Here is a 15,383-nt window from a genome sequence, read left to right as displayed (position 1 = left end):
CGTGTCCGCCGATGCCGGTGATCCGCAGCTCGCTGCCGCGGGCGCCGTCCCGTTGCACATCCAGATTCGCGAGACCATTCGCCGGCAGGTTCGCGACGGCGAACTCATCGACAAAACGGGACGGCTTATGACCGAAGCCGAACTTGGCCGCCATTTCGGCGTGAGCCGTATCACCATTCGCAACGCCATTTCTCCGCTGGTCGATGAGGGCATGTTTGCCCGCTCTCGTGGGCGCGGCACATTCCTGCGCACAAACCAGCCGGAGAACTGGGTTGGCCGGCTGATGGGCTTTTCGGAAACTATTCGCGACGCTGGCTACAAGGCCGGAGCCAAAGTACTCGACCAGGGCATGACCAATCGGCACGACCAGAATGTTCGCAACATGCTGCAGGAGCGCGCCGTCTGGCAGCTCAAGCGCGTCCGCCTCGCAGACGAAACGCCGATTGCGATCGAGCATGCCTTCTACCCGCCCGATATCGGGCTCGAGCTGGAGAAGCGGGACCTGATCTCGATCATCATGTATGCCGTGATCGAGGAAGAACTCGGCCATCCCATCAAGGAAGCAAAGCAGACGATCAGTGCCTGTCTTGCCGACGCCAACTGCGCGAAACTCCTTGGGGTCAAATCAGGCAACGCGCTGCTGTCGATCGAACGTCTCACGCTCGGCAAGGACGGGCGCGCACTGGAACTGCTGCGCGCGATCTATTTGCCCGAATATTTCCGCCTCAGCATCAATCTCACGCGGCGGCACTCCTGACCACTCTTCGCTCAAGAAGGACTGAAAACCATGCCAAATGGCAGCAAATCGCCAGACAGCCCGAACATCCTGCTCATTCTCAACGACGACATGGGATTCTCGGACATTGGCTGCTATGGCGGTGAAATCGAGACACCCAATCTGGATCGCCTCGCGGCCAACGGCTTGCGATACTCGCAATTCTACAACACTGCGCGCTGCAGTCCGTCGCGCGCATCGCTGTTGACCGGTCTGCATCCGCACCAGACCGGGATCGGCATCCTGACCTACAGCAATGGTCCGGAAGGCTATGCCGGTAACCTCAACAAGAGCTGCGTCACCATTGCCGAGGTTCTGAAGCAGAAGAAATACGAGACCTATCTCAGCGGCAAGTGGCACATCGCCAGCAATCTAACCGAGCCAACCGACGCCTGGCCTCTGCAGCGCGGCTTCGATCACTTCTTCGGAACCATCATCGGCGCTGGAAGCTTCTATCACCCGACGACCTTGACCCGCGGAAACGCGAATATCGAGCACGAAGCCGAGAAGGATCCCTCGTTCTTCTATACGGACGCGATCAGCGACCAGGCGGTGGCCTACATTCGTCAGCATACGAAAGAGAATGCGGATGCGCCTTTCTTTCAGTACGTCGCCTACACCGCGCCGCATTGGCCCCTTCACGCTCACGAAGAGGATATCGCGAAATACAGGGGCAGGTTCGATGCCGGTTGGGACGCGCTGCGCGAAACGCGTCTGCAGCGGCTCGTCGAGGACGGTATCATCCATCCCAACTGGAAACTGACCGATCGGGATCCGACCCAGCCGCCGTGGACGGAAGCCCAGCATCGCGAATGGACCTTGCGCTGCATGGAGGTCTACGCGGCGCAGATCGACCGGATGGATCAGGGAATCGGCCGGATCATTGCCGCGCTTGAGGAAACCAACCAGCTCGACAATACCTTGATCATTTTCCTCTCCGACAATGGTGCGTGCGCAGAAGATATCCCTGAGGGCGTCACTGCACACGAATTGGTCGATCAACTGATGATCGCCAAGGCCAAGACACGCGCGGGAAAGCCGGTTCATTTCGGCAACGATCCGACACGCATGCCGGGCGGCGAAGACACCTACCAAAGTTACGGCACCGCCTGGGCGAACATGTCGAACACGCCGTTCCGCCTCTACAAACACTGGATCCACGAAGGCGGAATCGCCACGCCGTTCATCGTCCACTGGCCGCGCGGCATCAAGGAAAAGGGAGGGCTACGGCACAATCCAAGCCAGTTGCCCGACGTCATGGCCACGATCGTCGATGTGACCGGTGCGAGCTACCCGAAGGAATACAACGGAAACACCATCCTTCCCCTGGAGGGCGAAAGCCTGGTGCCGTCGTTCTCGTCTGCCTACGAAGCGCGCGGGCCCCTGTTCTGGGAGCACGAGGGTAACGCCGCGGTTCGCATCGGCAAATGGAAGCTGGTGCGAAAGTATCCGGGCCCCTGGGAACTCTACGACATGGAGTTGGATCGCACCGAGATGAACGATCTGGCCGCCCAACAGCCGGACCGCGTCCGCGACATGACCGCACAATATGAAGCCTGGGCGAGGCGGTGCGGCGTCATCCCCCGTGAAAAGATCCTCGAGCTGATGAGAGCCGAAGGTGGTACAGCGTTCTGGGAGGAAGAGAAGCAGAAGTAACCACCCGCCCAGAATTGGACAGAAAGACATCCCATCGCGGAAGGCCGAATGATAAATGATCGTCCTCGTTGCTGCGCCGAGAGCCGCGCCGTCGACATACCTACGACGGCGGACGCAGCTGCGCGCGAAGTCGTCCCCAGCGAAGCGCGGGTACTCCGCCGCCGGAGTCCGCTGATCGGGGGCGGCTTCCTGATGGGAACGGATGATCGGCGTTTTCCCGATGGCGTCGTGCGCTTCGACGTTGCCCAAGGCACAGCATGACCATCACGTCGCCGGTCAATGTTGGCAGGGCATCCGTGGTTCATCTGCTGCCGGCTCCGCTGCGCAATTTCGTCCGCAGCCGGGAAACCGGGCTCGTCGCGGTCGCAATCGTGATCGGGCTGCTGTCCGGTCTGCTGGTTGCCGCGATTTCCTATCTCAGCCAGGTCACGCACGCCCTGCTGTTCGACATTCCCCTGGACGCCCATCTCAGCGCCACCGGCGTTATCTCCTGGCAACGGACCCTCCTGATTCCAACCATCGGCGGGGCCGTGCTGGCCGGCATCGCCTTGTTCTTCGCAACGCGCGTCAAGGGACAGCAGCTCGCCGACGCGATCGAAGCCAATGCTCTCTACGGTGGCCGCCTGTCCTTTAGGGGCAGCCTCCTGATCTCGCTCCAAACCTTGCTCTCCAACGGGTTTGGCGGATCGGTCGGCCTGGAGGCAGGTTATACGCAGATTTGTTCGATGTTCGGCTCGCATATCGGCCAGAGGCTGGCAGCCCGGCGCAACGACATGCGACTGCTGGTGGCCTGCGGCGCGGCGGGAGCCATCAGCGCCGCTTTTTCCGCGCCCCTGGCCGGCGCATTCTATGCGTTTGAAGTCGTGCTCGGCGCTTACACGTCCGCCGGCCTCGTCCCGGTGATCGCCAGCGCGGTGACGGCTTGGCTGGTCGCACGCCATCTGACCCATCAGTCGTTCCTGATGGTTCCGGGCTTTCCCTCTCCGGTTTCCGTCGAAATGATCGGGCAAACCGTGGCCATCGGCGTCCTGTGCGCATTTGCCAGTATCGCGATGATGCTGGCCGTCGCCTTCTCGGAGCGATGCTTCCAACGCATCTCGGTGTTTCGAGGGGCGCTCCGACCGATTCTTGGCGGCGCGTTGCTGGGCGGTCTCGCCTTGTTCACACCCACTGTGCTCGGCGCGGGCCACGGCGCAATGCAAATTCTTCTCCTGAGCAATCCGACCTGGCTGCTGCTCACGACAACGATCCTGTTCAAGATGGCCGCGTCCGCAGTCTCCCTCGGGTCCGGATTCCGCGGAGGGCTGTTCTTCGCATCGCTCCTGCTCGGCGCCTTGGTTGGTCAGCTCTACAGCGTCGTGATGACCGGTCCGCTCGCAGGCATCGCCCTGCAACCCGGCACCGCCGCCATTGCCGCTCTCGCGGCGTTCGGGACCGGTGTCCTCGCCGCCCCCTTCAGCATGGTTTGTCTCGCACTTGAGATCACCGGCGACTTCTCTGTCACGGTCGGCGCAGTCGTCGCCTCCTCCGTATGCGCTCTGATCGTGCGCGAACTGTTTGGCTACAGCTTCGCGACCTGGCGCTTTCACCTGCGCGGCGAGGTCATCCGCGGCCCGCAGGATGTCGGCTGGGTCCGTCAACTCAGCGCGACGTCGCTCATGCGAACGGAATTTGAAAGTGCATTGAGCACCATGTCAGTCGTGGAAGCACAAAGGACCTTCTCGCCGGCCCAGGTTCGACAAGTCGTGCTGCGCGATCCCACCGGACTCTATGCGGGGATCGTAACCTCGGCGGATCTCCACTCCGTCGCGGCCAAGGATGACATGACGCTGGAGACGCTGGCACGTCAGACGGACGAATTCCTGCTGCCTCATGCGTCGATCCGCGACATCATGAAGAAGTTCAAAAGCAGCGAGGCGGATGCGCTCGCCGTCGTCGATCGCGGCGATCATCGCGCGGCGATCGGCGTCGTCAGCGAGTCACACGTCCTGCGCACCTATGGCGAAGAGCTTGAGCGGCGCAACGAAGAGCTGTTTTTCCGCTGATCTCAGGGACGCAGGTCCATGTCGATGCGAACAAAGTCGCCACGGTACGTCACTTCACCCAGATAGATGACTGTGCCATCCGCGATGGTAAAGATGCGACGGACCTCAGCGACCGGCGAATTCAACGGCACTTTCAGAAGCCGCGCGACCTCGAGATCGGCAGTTCCGATTGTCATGGTCTGGCGTGCGCGCACGATTTCCGGATCGCGGAGATCGTTGAGGATCGGAATTACCGTTTCATTTCGGAAACGCTTCGGGTAGCGGCGGAAAATCCTTTCGTCCAGATAGATCGAGATGACGCAATAAGGTTCCTTCTGGCGCGAATGAACGCGGCGCATGAAGACGTATCTTGGGGCCGGCTTGCCGTCGTCGGGCAGCAGCGGCGCGTCGGTACGGCTCTCGGAGATATTGAGGATCTCCGGAGACGTATCGCGGTACACCTCGGCGAGATCCGATAGCGTCGTCTCGACTTTCAGCCAGCGATCCTGCTTCAGCGTACCCGTCACGAACGTGCCGCGACCTTGCTGGGCTTCGATGACGCCCTCGCGAGACAGCAGCTCGACGGCCTGTCGAATAGTAACGCGCGAGACACCGAACTCGGCGGCCAATTCCTCATTGGCCGGCAGCCGTAGGCCTTTGACCCAAATTCCGCGCGCGATGCGCTGCCGGAAGATGTCGGCAATCTGCGCGTATTTCGGAACGTGGCTGTCGGAATTCAAATCCATCGCACGGCCTCGGCGTCGTCAGGATATCAGGACATTACGAGGGCGGCGCCTCGTTCACCGATCATCAGGCTCGTCGCGTTGGTGTTGGCAGATGTGATTTGCGGCATCACCGATGCGTCGATCACACGCAGCCCCTCGGTGCCCCTCACGCGCAATTGCGGATCGACGACAGATTGGACATCACTGCCCATCCGACATGTACCGACACAATGAAAGACCGTGCCGCCGGTGTTGCGCGCGAACTCCCACAGCCCTTTGTCGTCGCCGGCGGCTTCGCCAGGCACCATCTCGACATCCCACAAATGACGGAAGGCTTTCTGTCGATAGATCTCACGAAGGATCTCCAGGCCGGCGACGAGCGTCTTGCGATCGATCCCTTCAGCGAAGTAGTTGGGCTCGATGCGCGGCTGATCCAACGGATCGGCGCAGCGTATCGCCAACCGTCCCCGCGACTTGCCGTGACACTGCCACGCGGAGGCTGTAAAGCCGGAATAGCGATGCAGCGGATCGCCGGGCTTGTCGACCGAGAGCGGCATGACGTTGAATTGCACGTCAGGCCGGCCGGCAACCGCGTATTTGGTGCAGGCGGCGCCACCGACCTGTCCGGCTCCGACCGTGAGTGGACCGCGGCCGTCAAATATCCATTGCAGGCCCATTCTGGCGAGCGCAACCGGATTGCGAACCTGGTCGTTCAACGAGATCGGATCCGTCAGGCGGACGATGAGGCGCGCCTGATAATGGTCCTGCAGATTACCACCCACCTCAGCCAGATCGGCCACGACAGGGATGTTCAGCCGGCGCAGCAGATCCGCCGGACCGATGCCTGACAGTTGCAGAAGCTGTGGCGACTGCAGCGCTCCGGCTGACAGGATCACTTCGCGATCGGCGGCCGCGGAGAAAACCTGCTTGCCCTTGATCCACTCGACCCCGCTCGCCTTGCGACCGCGGAATACGACCTTGCTGACCTGCGCCTCGGTGACGATCGTGAGGTTCTCACGATTCGAGATCGGCCGCAGAAAGGCCGTCGCCGAACTGCTGCGCCAGTGCCGACCAATGCCGAGCTGATAGCTGCCCACGCCGAACGTCGTCTCGCCGTTGAAGTCAGGGTTGCGCGGCAAGCCATATTCGACGCCGGCCTCCACCCAGGCTGCTGACGCCGGATTGTCGTTGCGCAGATCGGATACGTCGAACTCGCCGAAGCCGCCATGATATTGGCTCTCGCCGCCGCGATAACGCTCGTACCGGCGGAAGTACGGCAGCAGCTCGCGGTAGCTCCATCCGGTCGCGCCGAGTTGCTCCCAATCGTCAAAATCCTCGTGCTGGCCGCGGATGAAGATCAGGCCGTTGATCGAGGACGAGCCGCCAATCACGCGCCCGCGCGGCCACACGATTGGGCGACCGCCCGTCCCTTCACCCGGCTCGGTCTTGAATAACCGGGAAAAGCGCTCGTTGTAGATGGTCCGGTAGTAACCGACCGGGAGCTTAAGCCAAAAATTCCGATCCGAGCCGCCCGCCTCCAGAAGGAGCACGCGACACGATGGATCGGCCGACAGCCGGTTCGCCACCACACAACCCGCCGAGCCGGCACCGACAATGATGTAGTCGTAACCTTGCGCGGTCATGCCTAGGCAGTCCGATACTGCTCGATGGAGGCCAGGTCCGGCTCGATCCCGAGACCCGGCTCGTCGCCGAGGGTGACCATGCCGTCGCGGACCTCACCAACGGGACCGCAGAAGCGATCACGCAGCGGATTGTCGTTGGCATCGACCTCGAGCAGCCCTTCCCCGCCGACGCCGGCAAGCAGGTGCGCCGACGCCAAAAGTCCGATGCCACCGCCGAGATAATGCGGACAGAATGTCTTTCCGGACTTGATGATGTCGCGCGCGATTCCTGTACAGACGGAAAGCCCGCCCCACTTCGCGATGTCAGGTTGCACGACGGACAGCACGTCGCCGGTCAGCGCCTGCGCGAAACCGGCGCTGCTCGCGATATTCTCTCCCGCCGCAAGCGGCACGCCGGCCCGGGCGTGAAGCGTCGTCCATTCCTCCCAGGGGCGGTCCGCACGGATCGGCTCCTCAAGCCATGTGAGTCCGAATTCCCGCAACCGCGGCGCTATATCGAGTGCTTGCTCGATCGACCATCCCTGATTGGCGTCCGCGGCCAGCATTCCGGCGCCAACGAGTTGGCGTAACGCAGACAGGTTGGCCCGATCGGCCTCGGGCGCGAACCCCACCTTCAGCTTCAAGCCGCGATGACCGCCAGCAAGTGCGGCCTCCGCCATTTCACGTGAGCCAGTCGGATTGATTCCGCTGGCATAAACCCTGATCGTGCTCCGAGCCGCACCCATCATCTGCCAGAGCGGCATTTTGTTGCGCCGCGCGAAGAGATCCCAGATCGCGAGATCGATGCCTGCGATCGACTGCGCGAATGGTCCGACCTCGCCGGACTGAAGCGCCAGAACAGAGGTCGTGCGCGTCAATTCTTCGAAGAGATCCGCAGGCTCATTGAGTGTCAGGCCGCAAGCTGCCGACGCCAGAACCTCGTTGACGAGGCGCGCGCGATGCTCGGCCGCCGTCGAGGGAAAATTGCACCAAGCCTCACCCCAGCCGACATTTCCGTCTTCATCCTCGACGCGGACGAAGACCGCGGGCCTGTTCGGCATCTTGCCGAACGACGTGACGACCGGGGCGGCCAGCGGGTAGCGGTAGCAAAATGCCTGGACGTTTCTGACCGTAACAGTCTGCATTGACATGACCTGAGACCTGCGCGATCCGCGGCGAAAGCACTCTTGTATGGTCATCCTATTTATAATATGACTTTGGCCGCATCAACCAGAAATGCAGGGACGGACGCACTGAATGGATGGACGGGTCGTGGGACGATTCCTGCTCGGACTCACGCCATGGGTCGGCGCCGTATTGCTGTGGTACGCCGTTCGCTGGACCGGCTTCGTCAAGGCCTCACTGATCCCCGCGCCACACCAGGTGGCCGCAAAATTCTACGAACTCCTGACCCGCGAAAACCTGTTGCTCGATATCTACGCGTCCTCGCGTCGTGTTCTGCTTGGCGTGATCCTTGGCATTCTGGTGGCCGTTCCGGTCGGCTTCCTGCTCGGCTGGTATCGTCCGGCACGCACCTTCGCCGATCCGATGATCAACTTCTTCCGCGCATTGCCGCCGATCGCGTTGATCCCGCTCGTCATCGTCTACTTCGGCGTCGACGAAGTCGCCAAGCTCGTTATCCTGTTCTACGCCGCTTTCTTCTCCGGCGTGATCGTGATGTATGAAGGCGTTTCGCAGATCACACCGCTCTATATCCGTGTCGCGAAGACACTCGGCGCCAACGAGTTCGAGATCTTCCGCAAAGTCATTATTCCGCTGACGGTGCCTCATATCCTGACCGCGCTGCGGGTTGCTCTCGGCGTCGCCTGGGCCACTCTCGTCGCCTCGGAGCTGATCGCAGCTCAACGCGGGCTCGGCGCGATGATCCAGAACGCGTCCACATACTTCCTGCTCGACGTGATCTATGTCGGCATCATCTGCATTGGCTTCATCGCGCTCATCATGGACCTCATCCTGCGCAAGATCAGTGCTCGCCTGCTGGTTTGGCAGGAACGGGCGGTCTCATGAAAAAGCGCGCGCAGTTCGACCGCGTCTCGCTTGCCTTCGAGACGCCAAAGGGCCGGCTCAATGTCGTCGAGGACGTGTCCTACGACATCAACGACGGAGACTTCATTGCCGTGATCGGTCCGTCCGGATGCGGCAAGACCACGATGATGAGTATGCTGGCGGGGTTCCAGCTGCCGTCCACCGGCAAGGTGCTGTTCGACGGTGCGCCGGTCACTGGTCCCGGCCCCGAGCGCGGTGTCATCTTTCAGGAATATGGTGTATTTCCCTGGTTGACGGTGAAGCAGAACATTGCGTTCGGGCTGAAGCTCAAGGCCAATCGCGTGCCGGATGCCGACCGTGACGTAATCTGCCAGCACTATCTGGAGCTGATGGGCCTCGCCGATTTTGCCAATTCGTACCCGAAACACCTGTCGGGTGGCATGCGGCAGCGTCTCGCCATCGCACGCGCCTACGCCGTGAAGCCGCAATTCCTTTTGATGGACGAGCCGTTCGGCGCGCTGGACGCCCAGACTCGCTCGAATATGCAGAACTTGCTGCTCAAGGTGCTCGCCACCGAGGGCAAGACGGTCATGCTGATCACCCACTCCGTGGAAGAGGCGATCTACCTTGCGTCACGGATCGTGGTGGTGACGGCGCGACCCGCACGGATCAAGGAGATCATCGAAGTCCCCTTCCCCTATCCGCGTGACGAATCCGTCCAGGAGCGCCCTGAATTCAACGAGTTACGCAGCCATATCCGGCAGCTCGTGATGGACGAGTACCGCGCACAACAGGCGCAGATGCGTCCGGTTTCATTCTCGGAATAGACATAACGCGGAGGAGTAACGTAATGGATCGCCGACAATTCCTGACCACAACCGCAGGCCTCGCGCTCGGGACATTTACGGCAGCTGCGCCCGCGATAGCGCAAGCCAGGACGAAGGTCCGCGTCGGCTACCTGCACACCGTTGCGGTCGACGGACAGATCTGGACCGGAATAGATCGCGGCAGCTTTGAAAAGGAAGGTCTCGATCTCGAGTTACGTCAATTCAACACCGGCCTCGAGATCTTCCAGGCGCTGATCGGCGGCAGCCTGGACGTCCTTGCGACCGGTGCGGTGCTCTCCAACTTCCCGGCTCGTGGCCAGGGCAAGGTGTTCCTGATCAACGATATCGAAGTTGCCACCGCTCAATTGTGGGTCCGGCCAGACCAAGGCATCAAGTCGTTCGAAGATCTCAAGGGTAAGCGCATTGCGACGGCAACCGGCACGACCGCACACGTGTTCCTGGACAAGGCGCTTCGCGCCAACAAGATCGATCCCAAGGAGGTCGAGCTCGTCAACCAGACCATGCCCGCAGCGGTAACCGCCTTCGTCTCAGGGGCTGTGCCGGCCGTCGCGCTATGGGTTCCCTTTAATGTGACGGTTCGTGACAAGGTCCAGGGCGCGGTCAAGCTCGCCGACGCCTCCGCCTACTACCCCCAGGCTGCCATCATCGGCGGGTGGGCCGCAGCCAATGACTATTACGAGCCGAACAAGGAGACACTTGCGAAGCTGATCCGCGGCTGGTCCGACGCCAACGACTACATCGTTGCCAACAGCTTGGAGGCGATGGAGAAACTGCAGAAGGGTCACTACAGCCAGACCCCGCTAAGCGACATCAACGAGTCCTTCAAGGCGCAGAAGATGTTCACATCGCGCGAATGGAAGCGCTTCTATTCGGACGGCACGGTGACGAACTGGCTGCAGCAATCGACCGACTTCTTCATGGCCAATGCGGGCATCAAGGACTTCACTCCGGCGAACAAATATTTCGATCCGAGCCTGTATCTGAAGACCATCGCTTAGCTCGGCAACGGTACATTGGCGAACACGAGAGGTATCCGGCCCGAGCGGCACGAGACTCCAACGGTCGCCGGCGGGTCCATCCAACCTGGCGAAGCCAGCCCGCGAATGAAGTCGCGCGTCCAGGAATTGCGCCAATTACTGGGATTGGGTATCTCAAGCCGTCCTCGGTCAAGGTACTGGAGAGTCCATGCAAGTCACTGTCATCGGTGCAGGAGCCGTTGGATGCTATTATGGGGGGTTGCTCGCCAAGGCGGGACATGACGTCACGTTCGTCGGGAGACAAACGCACGTCGATGCGATCAACGCGCATGGCCTCGTCCTGGACGCGCAATTTTTCAAGGGATACTTGCCCGCCAAAGCCGTCACGGATCCAAGCTCCCTTGTCCCGGCAGACCTGGTACTCTTTTGCGTGAAGTCTGCTGACACCGAGGAAGCGGGTCGCTCCCTGGCTGGACGCTTGCGTCCCGAGACTTCCGTCCTCAGCCTCCAGAACGGCGTCGACAATCCGCAGCGCCTTCGTGCCGTCATTGGCCACCCGGTTGTCCCCGTCGTGGTGTATGTCGGCAGCGAAATGGCCGGCCCGGGCCACGTCAAGCATCATGGGGGCGGAGCCCTCGTGATTGGCGCATCTCCCGAAAGCGAAGCCCTGGCGCAAACCCTGTGCTCGGCCGAGATCCCGACCACCGTCGCTGACGATATCGAAAGCATCCTTTGGAGCAAGCTGGCTACGAACTGCGCCTATAATGCGTTGTCTGCCGTGGCAGGCATCTCCTACGGTCCGATGCTGGCCGTCGATGGAACGAAGGATGTGGCAACCAGCGCGGTACGGGAAGCCATGTTGGTCGCTCGTGCTTGCGGTGTATCTCTTCGGGAAGATCTGCTTGAACAGATTCTGAAGATTCCCGCGGCGATGCCGAACCAGAAATCGTCAACGGCGCAGGATCTCATGCGCGGTAAGCCGAGCGAGATCGACTTTCTCAATGGATACATCGTGCGGAAAGGCGCGGAGCTGGGTATTCCGACCCCCACCAATCGTGCTCTCCAGGTCATGGTAAAGCTGGCGGAGCGAAACAGTGAGAGGCCCAAAGGGCGAACCTAGGAGGCCCGGCAGGCGAACTAGAAGTTTTCACTGGCTCACGCGGTGCTTATTTGATGGCACAGTCCGCAAGTCTTGCCAACCTGCAAAACCCTAACGTTTCCAGAAGGCTACCGGCGCATCTTTTCAGGTTATGCAAGTTACCTGAGAAGCCGCATTGATGCCCACTTTCCAATCGCAACGAGCCGGCAACGCACGCGATGCTTCGTGGTGAGGCGCCGGTCACGTTTAGATCGACGATTTGGCCGCCGAGGATGTCCCCCCTACGATCTCCGCAAATGACGCGAAGAATTCACCCGCAAGTTTCCTTGCCGTCGAGTTGATGAGCCGCGCGCCGAGCTGGGCGAGCTTGCCACCGATCTGCGCGTCTACGTCGTAGTGCAGCAGGGTGACGACCGCGCCCTGGGGTTCTAGCCGCACCATCGCGCCGCCCTTGGCAAAGCCGGCGACGCCGCCTGAGCCTTCGCCGGAGATGCGATAGCTGTTGGGAGGATCGAGATCTGACAGCACCACTTTGCCGCCAAACGTTGCCTTCACCGGGCCGACCCTGAAGACGACGGTCGCGGTCATCTCGTTCGGACCGGTCACTTCGAGCGACTGACAGCCGGGAATGCACTGCATCAACACATCCGGGTCGTTCAGTGCCGCCCAGACCTGCTCACGAGAGGCGGGAATACTCTGGCTGTCGTTCATCTGCATAGCGGATTCTCACTCCCTGCTGGAAGCATTGTTGCCGGCGCGTTGGCCGCGTCTACGCTCACGGGTGATCTCGGCGAGAATCGACATCGCGATCTCCTCCGGCGTGATAGCGCCGAGGTCGAGCCCGGCTGGCGCCTTTACGCGATCGATTGCGGCAGCGTCGGCACCTTCCGCGGTCAACTTTGCGCGCAGCGATGCCATCTTGCGGCGGCTACCGACGAAAGAGTGATAGTCCGCCTCCGTTGCGATGGCTGCACGTAATGCGGCCTCATCGCCCTTGCCCTGGGTCGAGACGACGACGAAGCGCTTCCCCTCGTTGAGCTCGCCGAGCTGGTAACCGTCGAGGACGGCGTCGGCATCCGGCTCGACCGTCAGGTCGCTCGACGGCGCGGCAAGCGTGACGTGATAACCGAGCACGCGGGCCTGCGCTGCGAGAGACAGTGCCACGGGGCTTGCGCCGAAAATGACCAGCGAGGGACGCGGCAGCACCGGCTCGACGAAGATGTCCATGGTGCCCTTGCTCGGACACATGTTGCTGGCAAAGCGAATTCCGTCCCGGCTGTCGCCGGGCCTGACGCCGAGCTCGGCAAGCATGTTCTCCGGTTGCACCGACACCATGCGCGGCACCCCGTCTGCAAGCGCCTCGCGCGCGGCCTTCAGCACGGCGCCGCGAGCGCAGTCACCGCCGATCCAGCCCGCCACGATGGAGCCGTCGGCCGCGATGATCGCCTTCGCGCCGGCCTTGGCTGCGGTCACTGACACCGTGCGCACGACGGTCGCTAGCACGAAGGCGCGCTCTGAGGCCGTCATCTGCGCGATGATATCCAGCACCTCGACACGAGCGGTCATCAGCGCCTCCTCAAAGCTTCGCCAGATAAGGTTCGAGCGCTCGCAGGCTTTGCAGCGTGTTGGCGGGCGCGTACAGATCAACATGCGGCAACGCGGCCTTAAGGCCCCTGGCCTCCGGAGAGTAGCCAGCCCATGCCATCATCGGATTGAGCCAGACGATGCGCCGGCAACGCCGCGACAACGCTGCCATCTCGCGCCCAAGCAGCACGGCGTCGCCGGTCTCATAGCCATCCGAGACGATCATCACGCAGCTGCGCGAATGGATCACGCGCGCGGCGTGCCAGCGATTGAAGGTTTGCAGACTCTCGCCGATCCGAGTGCCGCCGCCCGCGCCCTGCGCCATGATGGAAAGACGGTCGAGCGCACGGCTCACGTCCTTTTCCTTCAGCGCGTCGGAGACGTAGGCGAGACGCGTATGAAACAGGAACGCCTCAGCCTCGTGGAATTCATCGAGCACGCCGTGAATGAAACGCAGGAATACCGACGTGTAGAGGCTCATCGAGCCTGACGCGTCCAGCAGGACGATCAGCCGTAACGGTCTATCCTTGCGCCGCCTTTTCACCAGGCTGATCGGCACGCCGCCGTGGCTGATGTTGTGATGAATGGTGCGCCGAAGATCGAGCCGCTCACCGCGCCGGCGGGCCAAATAGCGCCGTGTCAGCCGTGTGCGCATCACTCGAGCAAGCTGCGCCGCCGCATCGTGGGCCTGCGCAAGCTGATCGGGGTCGCTGAACTTCCTGAAATCGATACTGGCGAGATGTTCCGCATGCGAGGCGCCTTCCATCCGCCCCTCGCCGGCGCTGTTTTCGGGACCCTCGTCAGACGAGGGAACCTGATCCGTTACGGATTGGCCGCCCCCCTGCTGCGGCCGTGCGTCCTGGATGGTTTTCAGCGATGGGCTGTTGGCGCCCGCGGCCGAGCCGATCGTGCGGGACCGCGAGCGGACGCGCTTGCCGAGCCAGAATGCATCGAATAGCCCGTCGAACTTGTCCCAATCGGATTTGCGCGCAGAGAACAGATGCCTGAACGCCGCGCGCAAGAGGTTCGGCCGCGCGGCATAGCCGGCCGCCATCAGCGTCGCCGCATCCTGCCCCTCCGCGAGCCCTACGCGGAAACCCGCATCGCGCAGAGTACGCAGGAAAGCGGCAAGCCTCGAGGAGACGAGTTGGGAAACCTCGCTGAGGTCGTCGAACTCGGGGTTGGGGCCGCGGCAGCTCATGCGACCCTCCCGAGCAGCCGCAACGTCACCTCGCGCGTGACGCGCGCGCGATCCTCCTGCGTCTTGAGCAGACAGATCAGCGTCTCGTGCACGGTCTCGGGCACGTTGTGGAGATCCCGGACGTCGAGCCCAACCAGCGCCGCCGCCCAATCCAGCGTCTCCGCCACGCCCGGTACCTTGCGTAACTCCTCCTTGCGGACTCCTTCCACCATCCGCGCGATCTGGACCGACAACGAGGGGCCGGCACCGACGATCCGCGCCAGGATGATGCGGGCCTCGCGGTCGGCATCTGGATAGTCGACATATTGATAGAGGCAGCGGCGGCGCAGCGCATCGGAGAGTTCGCGCGTTCCGTTCGAGGTCAGCACCACATGCGGGACCGTCACCGCCGAAATCGTGCCTAGCTCGGGGATCGAGACTTGAAAGTCCGACAAGAGCTCGAGCAGGAAGGCCTCGAACTCGTCGTCGGCGCGGTCGATCTCGTCGATCAGCAGCACCGGCGCCCGCGGCCGACGGATTGCCGCGAGCAAGGGACGCTCCAGCAGATATTTCTCCGAGAAGAGCTGATCCTCGATGCTGTCGGTGCCGCGATGCGCCTGGATCGCCAGCAACTGCCGCTGGTAATTCCATTCATACAGGGCGGCGGACTGGTCGAGGCCCTCGTAGCATTGCAGGCGGATCAACTCGGTCGCGTGCACCTTCGCGAGCGCCTTCGCCACCTCCGTCTTGCCGACGCCCGCCTCTCCTTCGAGGAGCAGCGGACGACGCAACAGTTGCATCAGCGAGATCGCCGTCGCCAGGTCGGCATCCGCGATATAGCCGGAGGCGGCAAGAGCTTGCGCGATCTCCTCGCGGCCTTTCATGG

Annotated in this window: 14 protein-coding genes; 7 read left to right on the top strand and 7 right to left on the bottom strand. The window is 62.1% G+C overall.

Annotation, left to right across the window (positions count from 1 at the left end):
* The first annotated feature begins 1 nt into the window (after position 1).
* The 3 genes from JQ553_RS08320 (at position 2) to JQ553_RS08310 (ending at position 4,476) form a co-directional block, all read left to right on the top strand.
* Entirely contained in the window at positions 2 to 757 is a 756-nt protein-coding gene (locus JQ553_RS08320; RefSeq protein ID WP_212499405.1) for a GntR family transcriptional regulator, read from the top strand.
* A gap of 30 nt (positions 758 to 787) precedes the next feature.
* Positions 788 to 2,431, top strand: coding sequence for an arylsulfatase (locus JQ553_RS08315; RefSeq protein ID WP_212499404.1), 1,644 nt, complete (start codon positions 788 to 790; stop codon positions 2,429 to 2,431).
* 371 nt (positions 2,432 to 2,802) lie between these two features.
* Positions 2,803 to 4,476: a chloride channel protein gene (locus JQ553_RS08310; protein WP_312015100.1), complete on the top strand. Its 1,674-nt coding sequence runs from the start codon at positions 2,803 to 2,805 to the stop codon at positions 4,474 to 4,476.
* A gap of 2 nt (positions 4,477 to 4,478) precedes the next feature.
* On the opposite strand, the gene JQ553_RS08305 is transcribed toward JQ553_RS08310, so the two are convergent.
* From JQ553_RS08305 to JQ553_RS08295, 3 genes are read right to left on the bottom strand one after another with little or no spacing between them, the layout of a single operon-like run.
* Positions 4,479 to 5,201 carry a GntR family transcriptional regulator gene (locus JQ553_RS08305; protein ID WP_212499402.1) on the bottom strand — a complete coding sequence of 241 codons (723 nt, stop codon included), beginning with the start codon at positions 5,199 to 5,201 and terminating at the stop codon, positions 4,479 to 4,481.
* A 26-nt stretch (positions 5,202 to 5,227) separates the two neighbouring features.
* The gene (locus JQ553_RS08300; RefSeq protein ID WP_212499401.1) at positions 5,228 to 6,823 is read right to left on the bottom strand and encodes a GMC family oxidoreductase; all 1,596 of its coding nucleotides are present in this window, start codon (positions 6,821 to 6,823) and stop codon (positions 5,228 to 5,230) included.
* Positions 6,824 to 6,825: 2 nt separating this feature from the next.
* Positions 6,826 to 7,953 carry a mandelate racemase/muconate lactonizing enzyme family protein gene (locus JQ553_RS08295; RefSeq protein ID WP_212499400.1) on the bottom strand — a complete coding sequence of 376 codons (1,128 nt, stop codon included), beginning with the start codon at positions 7,951 to 7,953 and terminating at the stop codon, positions 6,826 to 6,828.
* Positions 7,954 to 8,059: 106 nt separating this feature from the next.
* Between JQ553_RS08295 and JQ553_RS08290 the strand changes: the two genes are divergently transcribed.
* The 4 genes from JQ553_RS08290 to JQ553_RS08275 all read left to right on the top strand — a co-directional run bounded on the left by JQ553_RS08290 (position 8,060) and on the right by JQ553_RS08275 (position 11,754).
* Positions 8,060 to 8,830 (top strand): ABC transporter permease, encoded by a 771-nt coding sequence (locus JQ553_RS08290; protein ID WP_212499399.1) that lies wholly within the window; start codon positions 8,060 to 8,062, stop codon positions 8,828 to 8,830.
* Positions 8,827 to 9,636, top strand: coding sequence for an ABC transporter ATP-binding protein (locus JQ553_RS08285; RefSeq protein WP_212499398.1), 810 nt, complete (start codon positions 8,827 to 8,829; stop codon positions 9,634 to 9,636). The genes JQ553_RS08290 and JQ553_RS08285 overlap by 4 nt, the downstream gene beginning before the upstream one ends.
* A gap of 23 nt (positions 9,637 to 9,659) precedes the next feature.
* Complete coding sequence (locus JQ553_RS08280) at positions 9,660 to 10,655, top strand: ABC transporter substrate-binding protein (protein ID WP_212499397.1); 996 nt, start codon at positions 9,660 to 9,662, stop codon at positions 10,653 to 10,655.
* Positions 10,656 to 10,842: 187 nt separating this feature from the next.
* A complete protein-coding gene (locus tag JQ553_RS08275) occupies positions 10,843 to 11,754 on the top strand; it encodes a ketopantoate reductase family protein (RefSeq protein WP_212499396.1) in 912 nt (303 codons plus the stop codon).
* Between the two features lie 225 nt (positions 11,755 to 11,979).
* On the opposite strand, the gene JQ553_RS08270 is transcribed toward JQ553_RS08275, so the two are convergent.
* From JQ553_RS08270 to JQ553_RS08255, 4 genes are read right to left on the bottom strand one after another with little or no spacing between them, the layout of a single operon-like run.
* Complete coding sequence (locus JQ553_RS08270) at positions 11,980 to 12,450, bottom strand: carbon monoxide dehydrogenase subunit G (RefSeq protein ID WP_212499395.1); 471 nt, start codon at positions 12,448 to 12,450, stop codon at positions 11,980 to 11,982.
* Between the two features lie 9 nt (positions 12,451 to 12,459).
* Entirely contained in the window at positions 12,460 to 13,299 is an 840-nt protein-coding gene (locus tag JQ553_RS08265; RefSeq protein WP_212499394.1) for an XdhC family protein, read from the bottom strand.
* Between the two features lie 10 nt (positions 13,300 to 13,309).
* Positions 13,310 to 14,518 (bottom strand): VWA domain-containing protein, encoded by a 1,209-nt coding sequence (locus JQ553_RS08260; protein ID WP_212499393.1) that lies wholly within the window; start codon positions 14,516 to 14,518, stop codon positions 13,310 to 13,312.
* Positions 14,515 to 15,381, bottom strand: coding sequence for a MoxR family ATPase (locus tag JQ553_RS08255; RefSeq protein ID WP_212499392.1), 867 nt, complete (start codon positions 15,379 to 15,381; stop codon positions 14,515 to 14,517). The genes JQ553_RS08260 and JQ553_RS08255 overlap by 4 nt, the downstream gene beginning before the upstream one ends.
* Positions 15,382 to 15,383: the final 2 nt, after the last annotated feature.

This window comes from Bradyrhizobium lablabi, assembly GCF_018131005.1.
GTDB lineage: Bacteria > Pseudomonadota > Alphaproteobacteria > Rhizobiales > Xanthobacteraceae > Bradyrhizobium > Bradyrhizobium lablabi_D.
This window is presented reverse-complemented; position numbering and strand designations above follow the sequence as displayed.

Bases quoted from the DNA above. Each gene is read 5' to 3' on its own strand.
- JQ553_RS08260 (WP_212499393.1), bottom strand. From the start codon at position 14,518: ATGAGCTGCCGCGGCCCCAACCCCGAGTTCGACGACCTCAGCGAGGTT.
- JQ553_RS08290 (WP_212499399.1), top strand. From the start codon at position 8,060: ATGGATGGACGGGTCGTGGGACGATTCCTGCTCGGACTCACGCCATGG.
- JQ553_RS08305 (WP_212499402.1), bottom strand. From the start codon at position 5,201: ATGGATTTGAATTCCGACAGCCACGTTCCGAAATACGCGCAGATTGCC.
- JQ553_RS08300 (WP_212499401.1), bottom strand. From the start codon at position 6,823: ATGACCGCGCAAGGTTACGACTACATCATTGTCGGTGCCGGCTCGGCG.
- JQ553_RS08295 (WP_212499400.1), bottom strand. From the start codon at position 7,953: ATGTCAATGCAGACTGTTACGGTCAGAAACGTCCAGGCATTTTGCTAC.
- JQ553_RS08270 (WP_212499395.1), bottom strand. From the start codon at position 12,450: ATGCAGATGAACGACAGCCAGAGTATTCCCGCCTCTCGTGAGCAGGTC.
- JQ553_RS08280 (WP_212499397.1), top strand. From the start codon at position 9,660: ATGGATCGCCGACAATTCCTGACCACAACCGCAGGCCTCGCGCTCGGG.
- JQ553_RS08285 (WP_212499398.1), top strand. From the start codon at position 8,827: ATGAAAAAGCGCGCGCAGTTCGACCGCGTCTCGCTTGCCTTCGAGACG.
- JQ553_RS08315 (WP_212499404.1), top strand. From the start codon at position 788: ATGCCAAATGGCAGCAAATCGCCAGACAGCCCGAACATCCTGCTCATT.
- JQ553_RS08255 (WP_212499392.1), bottom strand. From the start codon at position 15,381: ATGAAAGGCCGCGAGGAGATCGCGCAAGCTCTTGCCGCCTCCGGCTAT.
- JQ553_RS08275 (WP_212499396.1), top strand. From the start codon at position 10,843: ATGCAAGTCACTGTCATCGGTGCAGGAGCCGTTGGATGCTATTATGGG.
- JQ553_RS08265 (WP_212499394.1), bottom strand. From the start codon at position 13,299: ATGACCGCTCGTGTCGAGGTGCTGGATATCATCGCGCAGATGACGGCC.